Origin of the sequence: Azohydromonas sediminis (genome assembly GCF_003574675.1) — a bacterium.
Lineage (GTDB): Bacteria > Pseudomonadota > Gammaproteobacteria > Burkholderiales > Burkholderiaceae_C > Calidifontimicrobium > Calidifontimicrobium sediminis.
Window position 1 is genome coordinate 44,760 of the sequence record NZ_QOAZ01000022.1, and the last position, 15,230, is coordinate 59,989.

A 15,230-nucleotide genomic window follows, 5' to 3' on the forward strand; every position below is an offset into this window, starting at 1 on the left:
CCGTCGCTCCGACGTTTCCCCCTGCCCCGCTGCCTTGCCGACTGGTGCACCCGCCCGGGTGCCGCAGGCAGCGACCTGGCCGCCCGTGCGGCCCCCTCACCGATGAAATTCACCGACCTCGGCCTCGCCGAGCCGATCCTGCGCGCCGTGCGCGAGCAGGGCTACGACACCCCCACGCCGATCCAGGCGCAGGCGATCCCCGCCGTGCTGGCCGGCGGCGACCTGCTCGCCGGCGCGCAGACCGGCACCGGCAAGACCGCCGGCTTCACGCTGCCCCTGCTGCAGCGCCTGTCGAGCACGCCGCCGGCGCGCGACGCGCGCGGCCGCATCGCGATCCGCGCGCTGATCCTCACGCCCACGCGCGAGCTCGCCGCGCAGGTCGAGGAGAGCGTGCGCAGCTACGGCAAGTACCTGAAGCTCTCCAGCATGGTGATGTTCGGCGGCGTGGGCATGCAGCCGCAGATCGATCGCCTGCGCCAGGGCGTCGACATCCTCGTGGCCACGCCCGGGCGGCTGCTCGACCACCAACAGCAGGGCACGCTCGACCTGAGCCACGTGCAGATCCTCGTGCTCGACGAGGCCGACCGCATGCTCGACATGGGCTTCATCCACGACATCCGCAAGGTGCTCGCGCTGCTGCCGCCGCAGCGGCAGAACCTGCTGTTTTCGGCCACATTCAGCGACGAGATCAAGGCGCTGGCCGACCGCCTGCTGAACCGGCCGGCGCTGATCGAGGTCGCGCGCCGCAACGCCACCGCCGACACGATCGCGCAGAAGGTGATCCCGGTCGGGCGCGACAAGAAGAAGGAGCTGCTCGCGCACCTGATCCGCAGCGGCGACTGGCACCAGGTGCTCGTCTTCACGCGCATGAAGCACGGCGCGAACCGGCTGGCCGAGTACCTCAACGACCACGGCATCAGCGCGATGGCGATCCACGGCAACAAGAGCCAGGGCGCGCGCACGAAGGCGCTGGCCGAGTTCAAGGCCGGCACGTTGCAGGTGCTGGTGGCCACCGACATCGCCGCGCGCGGCATCGACATCGACCAGCTGCCGCACGTCGTCAACTTCGAGCTGCCCAACGTGCCCGAGGACTACGTGCACCGCATCGGCCGCACCGGCCGCGCCGGCGCGCCGGGGCAGGCGCTGAGCCTCGTGTGCCTCGACGAGGAGATCTTCCTCGCCGACATCGAGAAGCTGATCAAGCGCGCGATCCCGCGCGAAACCGTGCCGGGCTTCGAGCCGCCGCCGGGCGAGCGCGCCGAGCCGATCGTGCTCGGGCGTATGACGATCGGCGTCGGCGGCGCCCGGCGCGGTGGGGGTGGTGGCCGACCCGGCGGCGGCCATCCCGACACGCGCCGCGACGCGCCGAAGCCCGCGGCGCGCCCGCCGCAGCCGGCGCGCCGTGAAGGCACGGCACTGCAAGGCCAGCCGTCGCGTCACGGCGGTGCGCCGCGGCACGACCGCGTCGGCGCCGGCCACGCGACGCAGCCGGCACCGCACGGCCAGCCGCACGGACGGCGCGACGCACCGCGACCGGGGCCGCGGCTGACGCAGCCCAAGCGTTGAGCGCCTGCGGCGCGGCCTGACCGACCTTTACTTGTCGGTCTGGTCGTCGACCGCCGCGCCAGGCGCCTCGGCGGTGACGGCGGCGATGCCGCCGTCGCGCGCGGCCGCGTCGGCATACATCTGGCTGCGCCCGATGACCTGGTGGTTGGCCGCCTTCAGCGTGAAGTACGGCTTGCCGTTGCTGCCCACCGCACGCTCGTAGCGCGCGGCGTCGCCGGCGTTCTTCTTCACCGACTCGATGCCGTTGAGCGCCGAGGCCTTGGTCTCGTACATCTCGCTGGTCAGGATCACCTGGCCGTTGCCTGCGAGCAGGCTGAAGTAGTACTTGCCGTTGCTGGACTTCCTGAGTTCGAACTTGCCGGCCATGGGGGTCCTCCTGCGGATGCGTGATCGACGGCGGGCCGGCACGGACACCGGCCCCTGCGCCAGCCTAACCGCACCGCCGGCGCGGCGCGTCCCCGGGCAAGCCCTGCCCCGCGCCGTGGCATGCTCGCGCCATGAGACTGCACTTCTTCGGTGCCGCCGACACCGTCACCGGCTCGCGTCACGTCGTCGAGATGGCCGGCACACGGCTGCTGCTCGACTGCGGCATGTTCCAGGGCTTCAAGGTGGTGCGCGAGCGCAACTGGCAGCCGCCGCCGGCCGAGATGCTCGCCGCCGACGCCGTCGTGCTCAGCCATGCGCACCTCGACCACAGCGGCTGGCTGCCGCGGCTCGTGAAGGCCGGCTTCAACGGCCCGATCTACGCCAGCCCGGCGACGCGCGACCTCGCCGAGGTGCTGCTGCTCGACAGCGCGCGCCTGCAGGAGGAGGACGCGCGGCGCGCGAACCGCTACGGCTACTCGAAGCACGAGAAGGCGCTGCCGCTGTACACGGCCGCCGACGCGAAGCGCACGCTGGCCCGCATCGTGCCGCTTGCGCCCGGGCGCGAGCTGGCGATCGGGCGCGTGCGCGTCGGGTTGACCCCGGTGGGCCACCTGCTCGGCGCGTGCGCGGTGACGCTGCGCGCCGGCAGCGACACGCTGGTCTACTCGGGCGACCTCGGCCGCGACGACGACCTGCTGATGCCGCCGCCGCAGCGCGTGCCGCACGCCGACGTGCTGCTCGTCGAGTCGACGTACGGCAACCGCAACCACCCGCGCGACGACGCGATGCAGCACCTCGGCGCGGTCGTACGCGACACGATCGGCCGCGGCGGCTCGGTGCTGCTGCCCTCCTTCGCCGTCGGCCGCGCGCAGGCGCTGCTGCTCGTGCTGCAGCGCCTGAAGGCCGCGGGCCAGATCCCCGCCAAACTACCAATCTTCCTCGACAGCCCGATGGCGATCGAGGCCACCGCGCTGTACCAGCGCCACCGCAAGCTGCTGCGGGTGAGCGCGCGCGAGATCGCGACGCTGACCGACGGCGTGACGATGGTCGCGAAGGCCGAGCAGTCGATGCGCCTGGCGCACCGCCACTACCCGGCCATCATCATCGCCGCCAGCGGCATGGCCACCGGCGGGCGCGTGCTGCACCACCTGAAGGCGATGGCGCCCGACCCGCGTCACCACGTCGTGTTCCCCGGCTTCCAGGTGCCCGGCAGCCGCGGCGCGCGCATGATCGCCGGCGAGCCGACGGCCAAGATCCACGGCGAGCACGTGCCGGTGCGCGCGCAGGTCAGCCACCTCGAGGTGTTCTCGGGCCACGCCGACGCCGAGGGGCTGATGCAGTGGCTGCGCGGCTTCGACCGCGCGCCGCGGCAGACCTTCGTCGTGCACGGCGAACCCGACGCTGCCGACGCGCTGCGCCTGCGCATCCAGGACGAGCTGCGCTGGCGCGTGCGCGTGCCGCCGCACGGCGGGCGCTTCGACGTGTGAACGGCTCCGCGCTCGCGTCCGACGCCGTGGTCGGCGTGGCCGTCGCGCTCGGCGCCGGGCTGCTCGTCGGCCTCGAGCGCGAGCGGCGCAAGGGGCGCGGCCCGGGGCGCGAGCCGGCCGGCATCCGCACGTTCACGATCGCCGCGCTCGGCGGCGCGCTGGCGCAGGTCGCCGACGGCGGCGCGCGGCCGGGCTGGCTGGTGCTGCTCGGTGCGCTCGCGGTGGTGTCGCTGGTGGCGATCGCCTACGCGCGCGGGCGCTCGCGCGACCCGGGCATGACCACCGAGCTCGCGCTCGTCGTGACCTACGGCATCGGCGTGCTCGCCGTCTCGCAGCCGGCGCTGGCCGCCGCGGCGGCCGTCGTGCTGACCGTCGTGCTCGCCGCGCGCACGCGGCTGCACCGCTTCGCGACACAGCTGCTCACCGAGGCCGAGCTGCACGACGCGCTGCTGCTGGCCGCGCTCGCGCTCGTCGTGCTGCCGCTGCTGCCCGACGCGCCGCTGCCGTGGCTCGCCGGGCTGCGCCCGCACACGCTGGCGGCGCTGATGCTGCTGATCCTGCTGCTGCAGGCCGCCGGCCACGTCGCGCTGCGCTGGCTCGGCGCGCGCCGCGGCCTGCTGGTGGCCGGTTTCGCGTCGGGCTTCGTCTCGAGCACCGCCACCGTCGCGTCGATGGGCGCGCTCGCGCGGCGCACGCCGTCGGCGCAGCGCCTCGCGATGGGCGGCGCCGTGATGTCGAACGCGGCGACGTGGACGCAGGCCCTCGTGATGCTGACCGCCGTCTCGCCACCCGCCGCCGCCGCGTTCTGGCCCGCCGCGGTGGCCGGCGCGGCGGTGTCGGTGGGCGGCGCGCTCGCGCTGTCGCGCACGCCGGCCGACGCCACGCCCGCGACCCCGGCGGCCGGACGCGGGCCGCTGCGCGTGCGCGAGGCGGCCACCGTCGCGCTGGTGCTGGCCGGCGTCACGCTGCTCGTCAGCACCGCGCAGTCGCGCTTCGGCGACGCCGGCGTGCTCGCCGGCAGCGCGCTGTCGGGGCTGGTCGACGCACAGTCGGGCATCGTCGCGCTCGGCGGGCTCGTCGGCCAGGGGCGCATCGACGTCGGCACCGCGACGCTCGCGGTGCTCGCCGCGATCGGCACCAACACCGTCGTGCGCAGCGTCGTCGCGTTCGCCTCGGGTGGCGCGCGCTACGCCGCCGCCGTCGGCGGCACGCTGGCGCTGTCGTGGCTCGCGGCCGCGGCCGCGCGCGCGCTGGCTGCCGGCTGAGCGCGGCTCAGCGGAACACGCCCTCGCGCAGCCACTTGGTGGCGACCCACTTCTCGCCCTCGATGACGGGGGCGCCGCCGTGCAGCGTCTTCGTCGCCGGGTCGGGACGGTCGTAGCTGAAGAACACCGCGTTGCCCTTGACGGCGCCGACCTCGAGGCCGACGTCGGGGAACGTCGTGCCGCCGCCCTTGAGCGGTGTGTTCAGGTACATCACGAGCGTGCCCACACGCTGGCCGCCGCGCTCGAGGATGCGCGGCGTGCCCGGCTGCGCCGGGTCGAAGTAGTCGTGGTGCGGCTCGTACTGCGCGCCGGGCGCGTAGTGCAGCACCTGCAGTCCCTCGCCGTTCTCGACCGGCCAGTGCACGAGCTCGGCGATGCGCCGCTCGATGCGCGCGACGAGTTCGGTCTCCCCGCGCTGGAAGAACATGCCACGGCTGGTGCGCGCGGCGTGGACCTCGCTGCCGCCGGTGGTCTGCTGCACGGTCTCGGAGCGCTTGAGCCGCGGGCGCGCCAGCGCGATCAGCGCGTCGCACTCGTCGTCGGCGAGCAAGCCACCGAAGACGACGACGCGCGGCAGCTGCATCTGCATCAGCACGCGCACGTCGCGGTCGGCCGCACGCACGACGCTGGGCGAGCCGTCGAGCCGCGGCGCCGGCACCGCCACCGGCGGCGGCACGACGCCGTGCTCGCGCAGGAAGTCGCGCAGCGTCGTCTCGAGCGCGTCGAGCGCGACGTCTTCCTGCCAGCCACTGGCGCGCATCGCGGCGAGGACGGACTCGGGGGGCTGGCCGGCGCGCGCCTGCTCGACGATCCAGCGCCGCAGCTCGGGCGTGACGGCCTGACGGACGATGCTCATGCCGCGATTGTGGCCAATCGCCGGCGCCTCGGATGCGCTCAGCGCGCGGCGTGCGCCTCGATCGCGCGCCGCACCGCGTCGAAGTCGGGCCGCACCTCGTCGACGCGGCCGAAGCCGAGCGCGCGCACGGCCTCGGCGATGCGCGGGTGCGACGCGAGCGCGGCCGACGCTGCCCAGTCGGCACCGGGCGCCAGCGTGCGCAGGTGGCCCGCCGCCTCCGAGCTGCTGAACAGCCACAGGTGCGACGCCGGTGCCGCGAGCGCGGCGTCGCAGCGCGCGCGCTCGATGGCCGTCCACGCCGGCGCGCCGCGGCGGTAGGCCTGCACGAAGCGCACGTCGGCGCCGGCGGCGCGCAGCGTGTAGGCCAGCCAGTCGCGCCCGCCCTCGCCGCGCACGATCCACACGCGTGTGCCGCGCCAGTCACCTGCGCGCAGCTGCAGCCACAGCGACTCGCTGTCGAACTGCCCGCTGTCGGCCGCCGGCTGCACGATCGCCGCGGCCGAGACGCCCTGTGCGGCGAGCGCGGCCGCGGTGCCCGGGCCCGGCGCGCCGGCGCGCGTGGGCGCCGGCCAGCGCGCATGCGGCGGGCGGCGGGCAAAGAACTGAACGACCGCGTTCGGGCTGACGAACACGACCAGCGCCGGTGCCGCGTCGCTGCCGAGTTCGCGCCACGCGGCGTCCAGCGCCGCCGCGTCGTCGACGGGGGCGATGCCGATCAGCGGCAGCGCGACGGCGTCGATGCCCGCCGCGCGCAGCCGCGCGACCCACTCGTCGGCCTGCGGCTGCGGCCGCGTGACGAGCACGCGCATCGGCTCAGCCGCCGAGGTACGCGGCCGCGCCCTGCGCGCGCAGCGCCTGCGCCGCGCGCTCGCCGAGCGCGCTGGCCTGCGCGGCGTCGCCAACGGCGGCCTCGACGCGCGCGCGCAGCAGCGGCCGGCGCCGCCCGTGCGCGTCGGGTTGCGCGTCGCCGAGCAGCGCGTCCAGGCGCAGCACGCCGCCGTCGAAGCGCGCGTGCGCAGCCAGCGGCATGCTGCAGCTGCCGCCGAGCGCGCGCGACACCGCCCGCTCGGCGTGCGTGGCCAGCCACGTCGGTGCATGCGTCAGCGCGGCCAGCATCTCGCGCAGCGCGTGCGCGTCGTCGCGCACCTCGAGGCCCAGCGCGCCCTGCCCGGCGGCCGGCAGCATCGCGTCGACGTCGAAGTGCGCGCGGATGCGCGCAGCGAGCCCGAGGCGCTTGAGGCCGGCGGCGGCGAGCACGATGGCGTCGTAGCCGCCGTCGTCGAGCTTGCGCAGCCGCGTGTCGAGGTTGCCACGCAGCGGCTCGATCCTCAGATCGGGCCGCAGCGCGCGCAGCTGCACCTCGCGGCGCAGGCTCGACGTGCCGACCACCGCGCCGGCCGGCAGCTCGGCGAGCGTTGCGTAGCGGTTGCTGACGAAGGCGTCGCGCGGGTCCTCGCGCTCGAGCACGGCGGCCAGCACGAAGCCCGGCGGCAGCTCCATCGGCACGTCCTTCAGCGAGTGCACCGCCAGCTGCGCGCGCCCGTCCTGGAGCGCGGTCTCGAGCTCCTTGACGAACAGCCCCTTGCCGCCGACCTTCGACAGCGTGACGTCGAGGATCTGGTCGCCGCGCGTCGTCATCCCGAGCAGCTCGACGGTGGCGCCGAAGCGCTCGCGCAGCAGGTCGCGCACGTGGTGGGCCTGCCACAGGGCGAGGCGGCTTTCGCGGGTGGCGATGGTCAGCGGTGGACTCATGCGGGTCATTATCGGGGCCGGCACCGCGCGCGCCACGGCCGCCTGGCACGCGGGTCGCTAGCATCGCGCCCGGACCCGGGGAGAACCCATGCCACGCACCGCCGCGAAGCGCGCGACGAACGCCGCCGACGCCGCCGCCCACAACCGTCCGCTCGTCGACGACATCCGCCTGCTCGGGCGCATCCTCGGCGACGTGATCCGCGAGCAGGAAGGACGCGAGGCGTTCGAGCTCGTCGAGCGCATCCGGCAGCTGTCGGTGGCCTACCGGCTCAAGCGCGACGCCGACGCCGGCCGCGCGCTCGACCGCCTGCTCAAGAGCCTGTCGGTCGACCAGACCGTCAGCGTGATCCGCGCGTTCACGTACTTCAGCCACCTGGCCAACATCGCCGAGGACCGCCACCAGGTGCGCGCGCTCGCCGAGCAAGACCGCCGCGGGCGCAAGCTCGACGGCTCGCTGGCGCGCACCTTCGAGCGCCTGGCCGACGCCGGCGTGCGCCCCGACGACGTCGCGCGCACGCTGCAGCACGCCTACGTCTCGCCGGTGCTCACCGCGCACCCGACCGAGGTGCAGCGCAAGAGCATCCTCGACGCCGAGCGCGCGATCGCCGAGCTCGTCGGCCAGCGCGACGCGCTGCGCACCGACGCCGAGCGCGCCGACAACGAGCAGCTGCTGCGCGCACGCGTGACGCAGCTGTGGCAAACGCGCATGCTGCGCTACACCAGGCTCACGGTGGCCGACGAGATCGAGAACGCGCTGTCGTACTACCCGACGACGTTCCTGCGCCAGGTGCCGCGGCTGTACCGCGACCTCGAGCGCGCGCTGCCCGGGCGCGAGGTGGCGCCGTTCTTCCGCATGGGCGCGTGGATCGGTGGCGACCGCGACGGCAACCCCAACGTCGACGCCGGCACGCTGCGCATGGCGCTCGCGCGCCAGGCCGAGGTCGCGCTGCGCTTCTACCTGACCGAGGTGCACGAGCTCGGCGCCGAGCTGTCGACCTCGCAGCTGCTCGCACCGGTCACGCCCGCGATGCTCGCGCTCGCCGAGCGCAGCCCCGACCGCAACCCGCACCGCGCCGACGAGCCGTACCGCCGCGCGCTGACCGGCATCTACGCGCGGCTGGCCGCGACGCTGCACGAGCTGACCGGCACCGAGGCGCTGCGCCACGCCGTCGCGCCGCAGGACCCGTACGCGAGCGCCGACGACTTCCTCGCCGACCTGCGCGTGATCGAGGCGTCGCTGCACCACCACCACGCCAGCGCGCTCGTCGCGCCGCGGCTCGCGCCGCTGATGCGCGCGGTGCAGGTCTTCGGCTTCCACCTCGCGACGCTGGACCTGCGCCAGAGCTCCGACCAGCACGAGGCGGTGGTCGCCGAGCTGCTGCGCGTCGCGCGCGTCGAGCCCGACTACGCGGCGCTCGACGAGCCGGCGCGCCGCGCGCTGCTGCTGCGACTGCTCGACGATGCGCGGCCGCTGCGCGTGATCGGGCACGCCTACTCGGCGCTCGCGCAGCGCGAGCTGGCCGTCTTCGAAGCCGCGCTCGAAGGCCGCCGGCGCTACGGCGCCGCGGCGCTGCGCCACTGCATCATCAGCCACACCGAGGACGTCAGCGACCTGCTCGAGGTGCTGCTGCTGCAGAAGGAAACCGGCCTGCTGCGCGGCACGCTCGACGCCGGCGCCGTCAACGACCTGATCGTCGTGCCGCTGTTCGAGACCATCGCCGACCTGCGGCGCGCCGAGGCCATCATGCGCGAGTTCTACGCGCTGCCCGGCGTGCTCGCGATGATCCAGCGCGCCGGCGGCGAGCAGGACGTGATGATCGGCTACAGCGACAGCAACAAGGACGGCGGCTTCTTCACGAGCAACTGGGAGCTGTACCGCGCCGAAGTCGCGCTGGCGGCGATGTTCGAGCCGCTGGCGCGCGAGCACGGCATCACGCTGCGCCTGTTCCACGGCCGCGGCGGCACCGTCGGCCGCGGCGGCGGCCCGAGCTACGACGCGATCCTCGCGCAGCCGCCGGGCACCGTGAACGGGCAGATCCGCCTGACCGAGCAGGGTGAGGTGATCCACTCGAAGTACGCCCACCCCGAGATCGGGCGGCGCAACCTCGAGACGCTGGTCGCCGCGACGCTCGAGGCCACGCTGCTGCACCCGACGAAGAGCGCACCGCGGTCGTTTCTCGACGCCGCCGCCGAAATCAGCGACGCGAGCCTGCGCGCCTACCGCGCACTGGTCTACGAGACGCCGGGCTTCGCCGACTTCTTCTTTGCCGCCACGCCGATCCGCGAGATCGCCGAACTCCACATCGGCTCGCGGCCGGCCTCACGCAAGGCCACGCGCGCGATCGAGGACCTGCGCGCGATCCCGTGGAGCTTCAGCTGGGGCCAGTGCCGCGTCGCACTGCCCGGCTGGTACGGCTTCGGCTCGGCGATCGACGCGTACCTGCATGCGCGTCCGGGCGAGCGCGCGCGGCGGCTCGCGCTGCTCCAGCGCATGGTGCGCCAGTGGCCGTTCTTCCGCACGCTGCTGGCCAACCTCGACATGGTGCTGGCCAAGAGCGACCTACGGCTGGCCCAGCGCTACCTCGAGCTGGTCGACGACAGGAAGCTCGGTAAGCGCATCTTCGCCGCGATCGAGGCCGAGTGGCAGCGCACGCACGACGCGCTGACGCTGATCACCGGGCAGCGCCAGCGGCTGGCGTCGAACCCGTCGCTGCGCCGCGCGATCGAGCACCGGCTGCCGTACCTCGACCCGCTGAACCACCTGCAGGTCGAGCTGATGCGCCGCTACCGCCACCGCCGCGACGGCGAGACCGTCAACGAGCGGCTGCAGCGCGGCATCCACATCTCGATCAACGGCATCGCCGCCGGCCTGCGCAACACGGGCTGAGGCCCGCGGCTCCAAGCCCGCCTGCGCGGGCTTGGACGGGCCGAAGGCCCCGAGCTCTGCGAGGGGCTGGGGCAAGGCCCGCGGCTTCAGAACCCGAGGCTTGCGAGCAGGTCGTCGACCTCGCTCTGGTTCTTGACGACGTCGGTGCGCCCCTCGGGGTTGACGACCGGGCCGTTGAGCACGGCAGCCTCGACCTTCTGCGCCTGCTCGGGCGGCGCGGCCTGCACGAGCAGCTTGACGAGGCTGTCCTCGAGGTCGGTGGCCAGCGCGACGACCTTGGCCACCACCTGGCCCGTGAGGTCGTGGAAGTCCTGCGCGAGCATGATGTCGGTCAGGTGCTGGTCGATGCGCGCCGTCGACGCCTCGACGTCGGCGACGAAGTTGAACACCGCGCCCGAGGCCACCGCCTTGACCGGGTCGGCGGTGATCGCCTGCGCGATGCGGCGCGTCTCGGCGGCGATGTGGCCGTGCTCGGCCTTGGCCTGGTCGACCGAGTTCAGCACCTTGTTGGCCGCCTCGGCGGTCTTGTTGGCGATGTAGTTCAGCCGGCTGCGCGCGTCGGGCAGGCCGTCGGCGGCGATCTGCAGCTTGGGCATCACGCCGAGCTGCTGCAGCGTGTCGTGCAGCTGGCGCGTGATGTGGCCGAGCTGCTGGAAGATCTCGGGCGAGGCCTGCGCCGCCATCTGCGGCGCGAGCGTGGAGAGGTCGTCCATCTTCATCTCGTCGTTCCCGCTCAGGCCGTCGCGGCCAGCTTCTGCATGATCTTCTGCACCTTCTCCTCGAGCGTGGCCTTGGTGAAGGGCTTGACGATGTAGCCGGCCGCGCCGCTCTGCGCCGCGAGCACGATGTCCTCCTTGCGCGCCTCGGCGGTGACCATCAGCACCGGGATGTGCTTGAGGCTGTCGTCCGCCTTGATCGCCTTGAGCAGCTCGAACCCGTTCATGTTCGGCATGTTGATGTCGCTGACGACGAAGTCGAACTTTTGCGCGCGCAGCATGTTCAGCGCGATCGCGCCGTCCTCGGCCTCGTCGGCGTTGTTGCAGCCCATCTCCTTGAGCAGGCCGCGGATGATGCGGCGCATCGTGGAGAAGTCGTCGACGATCAGGAACTTCAGTTCGGTCGGGTTGCTCATGGCGGTCCTCTCGGGGGTCTTCAGCGCGAAGCGGGCAGATCGGGGGCGATCGATGGGGTCGGGGGAGCGGCGGCGCCGGTGCCGAGCGCTTCGGCCACCTCGGGGGCGGTGCGGAAGAAGCGGTCCTCGGCGTCGCGGTTCATCACGATGATGCTGATGCGGCGGTTCTGCGGCAGCAGCGGGTCCTGGTTGTCGAGCGGCACGCTGGCCGCCAGCCCCTGCACGCGCAGCACGCGGTCTTCGGGCAGCCCGCCGGCGATCAGCTCGCGGCGCGACGCGTTGGCGCGGTCGGACGACAGCTCCCAGTTGCTGTAGCCGCGCTCGCCGCCGGCAAACGGCGTCGCGTCGGTGTGGCCCTCGAGCGTCAGGCGGTTGGGCACCTCGGCGAGCACGCCGCCGATCTCGCGCAGCAGCTCGCGCATGTACGGCTGCACGACGGCGCTGCCGCTGGCGAACATCGGCCGGTTCTGCTCGTCGACGATCTGGATGCGCAGGCCGTCGCGCGTCATGTCGAGGCGGATCTGCGCGGCCAGCGACGCCAGGCGCGGGTTGGCGGCGATCTGCCGCTCGACCTTCTCGCGCAGCTCCTCGAGCCGCGCGCGCTCGGCGCGGATCTGCTCTTCCTTGAGCGCCTGCAGGTTGACGGTGGCGCGCGGCGCGGCGATGTCGCCGCGCTTGACCTGCCCGGTCGTGCGCGTCAGGTCCTGCCCGCCGCCCTTGATGACGTGCGATGCGTCGCCGGCGCCCGAGCCCGACGACAGCAGCGCAATCTTCAGCGGCGAGTTGAAGTAGTCGGCGATGCCCTTGCGGTCGCCCTCGGTCGTGCTGCCGAGCAGCCACATCAGCAGGAAGAACGCCATCATCGCCGTCACGAAGTCGGCGTAGGCGATCTTCCACGCGCCACCATGCGCGGCGTGCCCGCCCTTCTTGACACGCTTGATGATGATCGGCTGCAGCTTCTTCGCATCACCGGCCATGACTCACTCCGGCATGCGATCGCGAAGGCCGCAAGCGCCGAAGGCGCGAGCGGCCACGTCAAGCGGCCGCCGCGGATCCGGCTTTGCCGGTCCGCTGGCGGCGCCCCCCTGGGGGGGGAGCGCCGAAGGCGCTTCGGGGGGGAGCCTCACTTCTTGCCTTTCACGTGACCTTCGAGCTCGCTGAAGGTCGGGCGCTCGGTCGAATAGAGCACCTTGCGGCCGAACTCGACGGCCACCTGCGGCGCATAGCCCTGCATGCTGGCCAGCAGCGTCGTCTTGACGCACTGCAGCTCCTTCGTGCCCTCGTCGACCTTCTGCTCCATCAGGCCCGCGAGCGGCTCGGCGAACGCGTACGCGAGCAGGATGCCGAGGAAGGTGCCCACCAGTGCCGAGCCGATCATGCCGCCGAGCACCGCCGGCGGCTGGCCGACCGAGCCCATCGTGTTGACCACGCCGAGCACCGCGGCGACGATGCCGAACGCCGGCAGCGCACCGGCCAGCCGCGCCACCGCCGCCGCCGGCGCATGCGCCTCGTGGTGGTGGGTCTCGATCTCGCTGTCCATCAGCGACTCGATCTCGTGCGCGTTGAGGTTGCCCGACACCATCATGCGCAGGTAGTCGGTGACGAACTCGACGACGTGGTGGTCGTTGCCGATGTTGGGGTACTTCTGGAAGATCGGCGAGCTGTGCGGCTCCTCGACGTCCTTCTCGATCGACATCAGGCCTTCCTTGCGCGCCTTCTGCAGGATGTCGTACAGCAGCGCCAGCAGCTCCATGTAGCGCGCCTTGGTGTACTTGCTGCCCTTGAAGCAGCCGGCGATCGCGCCCACCGTCGCCTTCAGCACCTTGGTCTGGTTGTTGACGACGAAGGCGCCGATCGCGCCGCCGAGGATGGCCATCATCTCGGTCGGCAGCGCGTGCAGGATCACGCCGATGTTGCCGCCGTGGATGATGAAGGCGCCGAAGATGCACCCCAGCGCGACGAGCCAACCGATGATGACGAACATGGTGCGATGTGGGCCTGTGCCTGCGGCCGTTATCGGCGCCCTCGGGGGCGACTTGAATCGCCTAGCGCCGCCTGCCCCCCCGAAGCGGCCACGACGGTGAACGGCCGCTCAGCACACCACCGCGCGGCCCGCAAAGAAAAACCGGCGGGCCGTGGCCGACCCGCCGGGGAAAAGCACAGCGGACTGTGCCAGGAGGAGACAAGCAATGAATCGCGATCCGATGTCCGCGGTTTCGGCTGCCGGCGCGCCGGCTTGAGCACGCGCGGCGTGATCAGTGCACGTCGGCGCCCTCGAGCGCGCGCACGCCACCCAGGTGCAGCGCGCCGCTGGCGCGGCCCTTGCCGGCACGCGCCGGCGGGTTGCACAGGCCGCACACGTAGTGCTTGGCGATCTCGTGCGGGTGCGTAACGTAGTGCCCGCCGCACTTGCGGCACTTGGTCATCGTCAGCATGCCGTTGTCGACGAACTTGACCAGCCGCCACGCGCGCGTGATCGACAGCAGCGGCTCCAGGCCCTGCGCCTGCGTCTGCTCGAGGTACAGCTGGTAGGCCTTGATGACGACGTCGATCTCGTCGAGCGCGGCGGCCTTGTTGAGGTATTCGTGGATGTTGAGGAACAGGCTGGCGTGGATGTTGGGCTGCCAGGTCATGAACCAGTCGGTCGAGAACGGCAGCTGGCCCTTGCTCGGGCTCTTGCCCGCGACTTCCTTGTACAGGCGCAGCAGGCGCTCGTAGCTGAGGTCGGTCTCCGACTCCAGCACCTGCAGGCGCGCGCCGAGCCGGATCAGCGTGACGGCGCGCTCGATCTGCTTGGCCTCGGTGAGGATGCTCTTGATGCGGGCCATGGTCGTTCTCCCTCCTGGTGGACTGCTGTGGACTGCGGTGGACGGCCGGTGACGGCGGCTTCAGGCCGCTTCCTGGTGGCGCCCGGCCATCAGGATCGATGCGTGCAGGCGGCTGACGCTGTCGTTGGCGGCGCTCTTGCCGTGGCTCGTGAGCAGGCTCCACACCAGCTCGTCGTCCATGCGGAAGCGGCACAGCAGCGTGCTGCCCGACGAGATCTTCATCATCTGCGCCGGCGTCAGCGAGGCGATCATCGTCGCCGTCTCCTCCGAGATGCCCAGGCGGAACAGCGCCTGCTCGCGGTCGCTGCGGATCAGGCTCTGCGCGAGCATCAGGTACGACAGGTTGGCTTCGCGGATCTCGGCGAGGACTTGGTCGGCGTTCATCGGGGGCTCCTTGTCTGACGGTGGGTTTCGGTGACGGTGTGCAACGAACTGTAGGAGCGCGAACTGGGCGCGGTTATCAGGCCAGTTCGGTGGCTTGAGTCCCCGTTCTTCCGAGCCATCTGTCAGAAAAAGACTTACGTGGTCGGCCCTGCAAAACCCCCGCAACCCGCATGAACACTGGCTTTGCGGGGTGAATGCCGATGGCGCGAACTCCCAGCAACGAATCCAATAGGCCGCAGTTTCTGGGAGTTCTGAGACTGCTGCCGATGGCCACCGACGACTTCTTCCGCGCGCGCCTGGACACGATGATCGACCTGCGCCACCCGCTGGCCGTGCTGGCCACGCGCATGCCGTGGGCGCAGATCGAGGCGGCGCTGGCGCCAGCCTTCGCGCACCGCGATCGCGCCGGACGGCTCGTCGAGGGCGCGGACCTGTTCGGCCCGACGGTGCAGCTGGCCGGCGCGGGCGTGAGCAACGCGGGGCGCCCGCGGCTGCCGCTGCGCCTGATGGTGTCGCTGCTGTACCTCAAGCACGCCTTCAACCTCAGCGACGAGGAGCTCGTCGCGCGCTGGAGCGAGAACGTCGTGTGGCAGTTCTTCAGCGGCATGACCTACTACGAGCCGAGGCTGCCGTGCGACGCCACGCAGCTCGGGCGCTTCCGGCGGGTGTTGGGCGAAGCCGGCGTCGAGCAGCTGCTGAAGTCCACG

The 15,230-nt window shown here is 72.6% G+C and carries 15 protein-coding genes; 5 read left to right on the forward strand and 10 right to left on the reverse strand.

Features of this window, described 5'->3' with window-relative positions:
* Positions 1-102 precede the first annotated feature (102 nt).
* Positions 103-1,566 carry a DEAD/DEAH box helicase gene (locus tag DRV96_RS12175; protein ID WP_119291422.1) on the forward strand — a complete coding sequence of 488 codons (1,464 nt, stop codon included), beginning with the start codon at positions 103-105 and terminating at the stop codon, positions 1,564-1,566.
* Between the two features lie 27 nt (positions 1,567-1,593).
* Here the strand turns inward: DRV96_RS12175 and DRV96_RS12180 are convergent, their stop codons facing one another.
* Positions 1,594-1,932, reverse strand: a complete 339-nt coding sequence (locus tag DRV96_RS12180) for a YegP family protein (RefSeq protein ID WP_119291424.1) — start codon at positions 1,930-1,932, stop codon at positions 1,594-1,596.
* A gap of 131 nt (positions 1,933-2,063) precedes the next feature.
* On the opposite strand from DRV96_RS12180, the gene DRV96_RS12185 reads away from it, so the two are divergent.
* Both DRV96_RS12185 and DRV96_RS12190 read left to right on the forward strand, forming a co-directional pair.
* Entirely contained in the window at positions 2,064-3,419 is a 1,356-nt protein-coding gene (locus tag DRV96_RS12185) for an MBL fold metallo-hydrolase RNA specificity domain-containing protein (RefSeq protein ID WP_119291426.1), read from the forward strand.
* Positions 3,416-4,684 (forward strand): MgtC/SapB family protein, encoded by a 1,269-nt coding sequence (locus DRV96_RS12190; protein WP_119291428.1) that lies wholly within the window; start codon positions 3,416-3,418, stop codon positions 4,682-4,684. The genes DRV96_RS12185 and DRV96_RS12190 overlap by 4 nt, the downstream gene beginning before the upstream one ends.
* 7 nt (positions 4,685-4,691) lie before the next feature.
* On the opposite strand, the gene DRV96_RS12195 is transcribed toward DRV96_RS12190, so the two are convergent.
* From DRV96_RS12195 to hemC, 3 genes are read right to left on the reverse strand one after another with little or no spacing between them, the layout of a single operon-like run.
* A complete protein-coding gene (locus tag DRV96_RS12195) occupies positions 4,692-5,540 on the reverse strand; it encodes a 2OG-Fe(II) oxygenase (RefSeq protein WP_119291430.1) in 849 nt (282 codons plus the stop codon).
* A gap of 38 nt (positions 5,541-5,578) precedes the next feature.
* On the reverse strand, positions 5,579-6,349 hold the full coding sequence (locus tag DRV96_RS12200; protein WP_119291432.1) for a uroporphyrinogen-III synthase: 771 nt from the start codon (positions 6,347-6,349) through the stop codon (positions 5,579-5,581).
* 4 nt (positions 6,350-6,353) lie between these two features.
* Positions 6,354-7,292 carry a hydroxymethylbilane synthase gene (gene hemC, locus DRV96_RS12205; RefSeq protein WP_119291434.1) on the reverse strand — a complete coding sequence of 313 codons (939 nt, stop codon included), beginning with the start codon at positions 7,290-7,292 and terminating at the stop codon, positions 6,354-6,356.
* 88 nt (positions 7,293-7,380) lie between these two features.
* On the opposite strand from hemC, the gene ppc reads away from it, so the two are divergent.
* Positions 7,381-10,179: a phosphoenolpyruvate carboxylase gene (ppc, locus tag DRV96_RS12210; RefSeq protein WP_119291436.1), complete on the forward strand. Its 2,799-nt coding sequence runs from the start codon at positions 7,381-7,383 to the stop codon at positions 10,177-10,179.
* 86 nt (positions 10,180-10,265) lie between these two features.
* On the opposite strand, the gene DRV96_RS12215 is transcribed toward ppc, so the two are convergent.
* The 6 genes from DRV96_RS12215 to flhD form a co-directional block, all read right to left on the reverse strand.
* Entirely contained in the window at positions 10,266-10,898 is a 633-nt protein-coding gene (locus DRV96_RS12215; RefSeq protein ID WP_119291438.1) for a protein phosphatase CheZ, read from the reverse strand.
* 14 nt (positions 10,899-10,912) lie between these two features.
* Positions 10,913-11,311 carry a chemotaxis response regulator CheY gene (gene cheY / locus DRV96_RS12220; protein ID WP_119291440.1) on the reverse strand — a complete coding sequence of 133 codons (399 nt, stop codon included), beginning with the start codon at positions 11,309-11,311 and terminating at the stop codon, positions 10,913-10,915.
* A 20-nt stretch (positions 11,312-11,331) separates the two neighbouring features.
* Positions 11,332-12,288, reverse strand: coding sequence for a flagellar motor protein MotB (gene motB / locus DRV96_RS12225; protein ID WP_119291443.1), 957 nt, complete (start codon positions 12,286-12,288; stop codon positions 11,332-11,334).
* 146 nt (positions 12,289-12,434) lie between these two features.
* Positions 12,435-13,295, reverse strand: a complete 861-nt coding sequence (gene motA / locus DRV96_RS12230; RefSeq protein ID WP_119291445.1) for a flagellar motor stator protein MotA — start codon at positions 13,293-13,295, stop codon at positions 12,435-12,437.
* Between the two features lie 271 nt (positions 13,296-13,566).
* Positions 13,567-14,139 carry a flagellar transcriptional regulator FlhC gene (gene flhC / locus DRV96_RS12235; protein ID WP_119291448.1) on the reverse strand — a complete coding sequence of 191 codons (573 nt, stop codon included), beginning with the start codon at positions 14,137-14,139 and terminating at the stop codon, positions 13,567-13,569.
* A 60-nt stretch (positions 14,140-14,199) separates the two neighbouring features.
* On the reverse strand, positions 14,200-14,523 hold the full coding sequence (flhD, locus tag DRV96_RS12240) for a flagellar transcriptional regulator FlhD (RefSeq protein ID WP_119291450.1): 324 nt from the start codon (positions 14,521-14,523) through the stop codon (positions 14,200-14,202).
* 260 nt (positions 14,524-14,783) lie between these two features.
* Between flhD and DRV96_RS12245 the strand changes: the two genes are divergently transcribed.
* The coding region (locus tag DRV96_RS12245; RefSeq protein ID WP_162911035.1) for a transposase at positions 14,784-15,230 on the forward strand (447 nt) is incomplete at its 3' end.

What these genes read in the sequence shown, in the direction of transcription:
- DRV96_RS12200 (WP_119291432.1), bottom strand. Translation starts at nt 6,349, where the DNA reads ATGCGCGTGCTCGTCACGCGGCCGCAGCCGCAGGCCGACGAGTGGGTC.
- DRV96_RS12185 (WP_119291426.1), top strand. Translation starts at nt 2,064, where the DNA reads ATGAGACTGCACTTCTTCGGTGCCGCCGACACCGTCACCGGCTCGCGT.
- DRV96_RS12215 (WP_119291438.1), bottom strand. Translation starts at nt 10,898, where the DNA reads ATGAAGATGGACGACCTCTCCACGCTCGCGCCGCAGATGGCGGCGCAG.
- flhD (WP_119291450.1), bottom strand. Translation starts at nt 14,523, where the DNA reads ATGAACGCCGACCAAGTCCTCGCCGAGATCCGCGAAGCCAACCTGTCG.
- flhC (WP_119291448.1), bottom strand. Translation starts at nt 14,139, where the DNA reads ATGGCCCGCATCAAGAGCATCCTCACCGAGGCCAAGCAGATCGAGCGC.
- DRV96_RS12195 (WP_119291430.1), bottom strand. Translation starts at nt 5,540, where the DNA reads ATGAGCATCGTCCGTCAGGCCGTCACGCCCGAGCTGCGGCGCTGGATC.
- cheY (WP_119291440.1), bottom strand. Translation starts at nt 11,311, where the DNA reads ATGAGCAACCCGACCGAACTGAAGTTCCTGATCGTCGACGACTTCTCC.
- hemC (WP_119291434.1), bottom strand. Translation starts at nt 7,292, where the DNA reads ATGAGTCCACCGCTGACCATCGCCACCCGCGAAAGCCGCCTCGCCCTG.
- motA (WP_119291445.1), bottom strand. Translation starts at nt 13,295, where the DNA reads ATGTTCGTCATCATCGGTTGGCTCGTCGCGCTGGGGTGCATCTTCGGC.
- DRV96_RS12180 (WP_119291424.1), bottom strand. Translation starts at nt 1,932, where the DNA reads ATGGCCGGCAAGTTCGAACTCAGGAAGTCCAGCAACGGCAAGTACTAC.
- motB (WP_119291443.1), bottom strand. Translation starts at nt 12,288, where the DNA reads ATGGCCGGTGATGCGAAGAAGCTGCAGCCGATCATCATCAAGCGTGTC.
- DRV96_RS12175 (WP_119291422.1), top strand. Translation starts at nt 103, where the DNA reads ATGAAATTCACCGACCTCGGCCTCGCCGAGCCGATCCTGCGCGCCGTG.
- ppc (WP_119291436.1), top strand. Translation starts at nt 7,381, where the DNA reads ATGCCACGCACCGCCGCGAAGCGCGCGACGAACGCCGCCGACGCCGCC.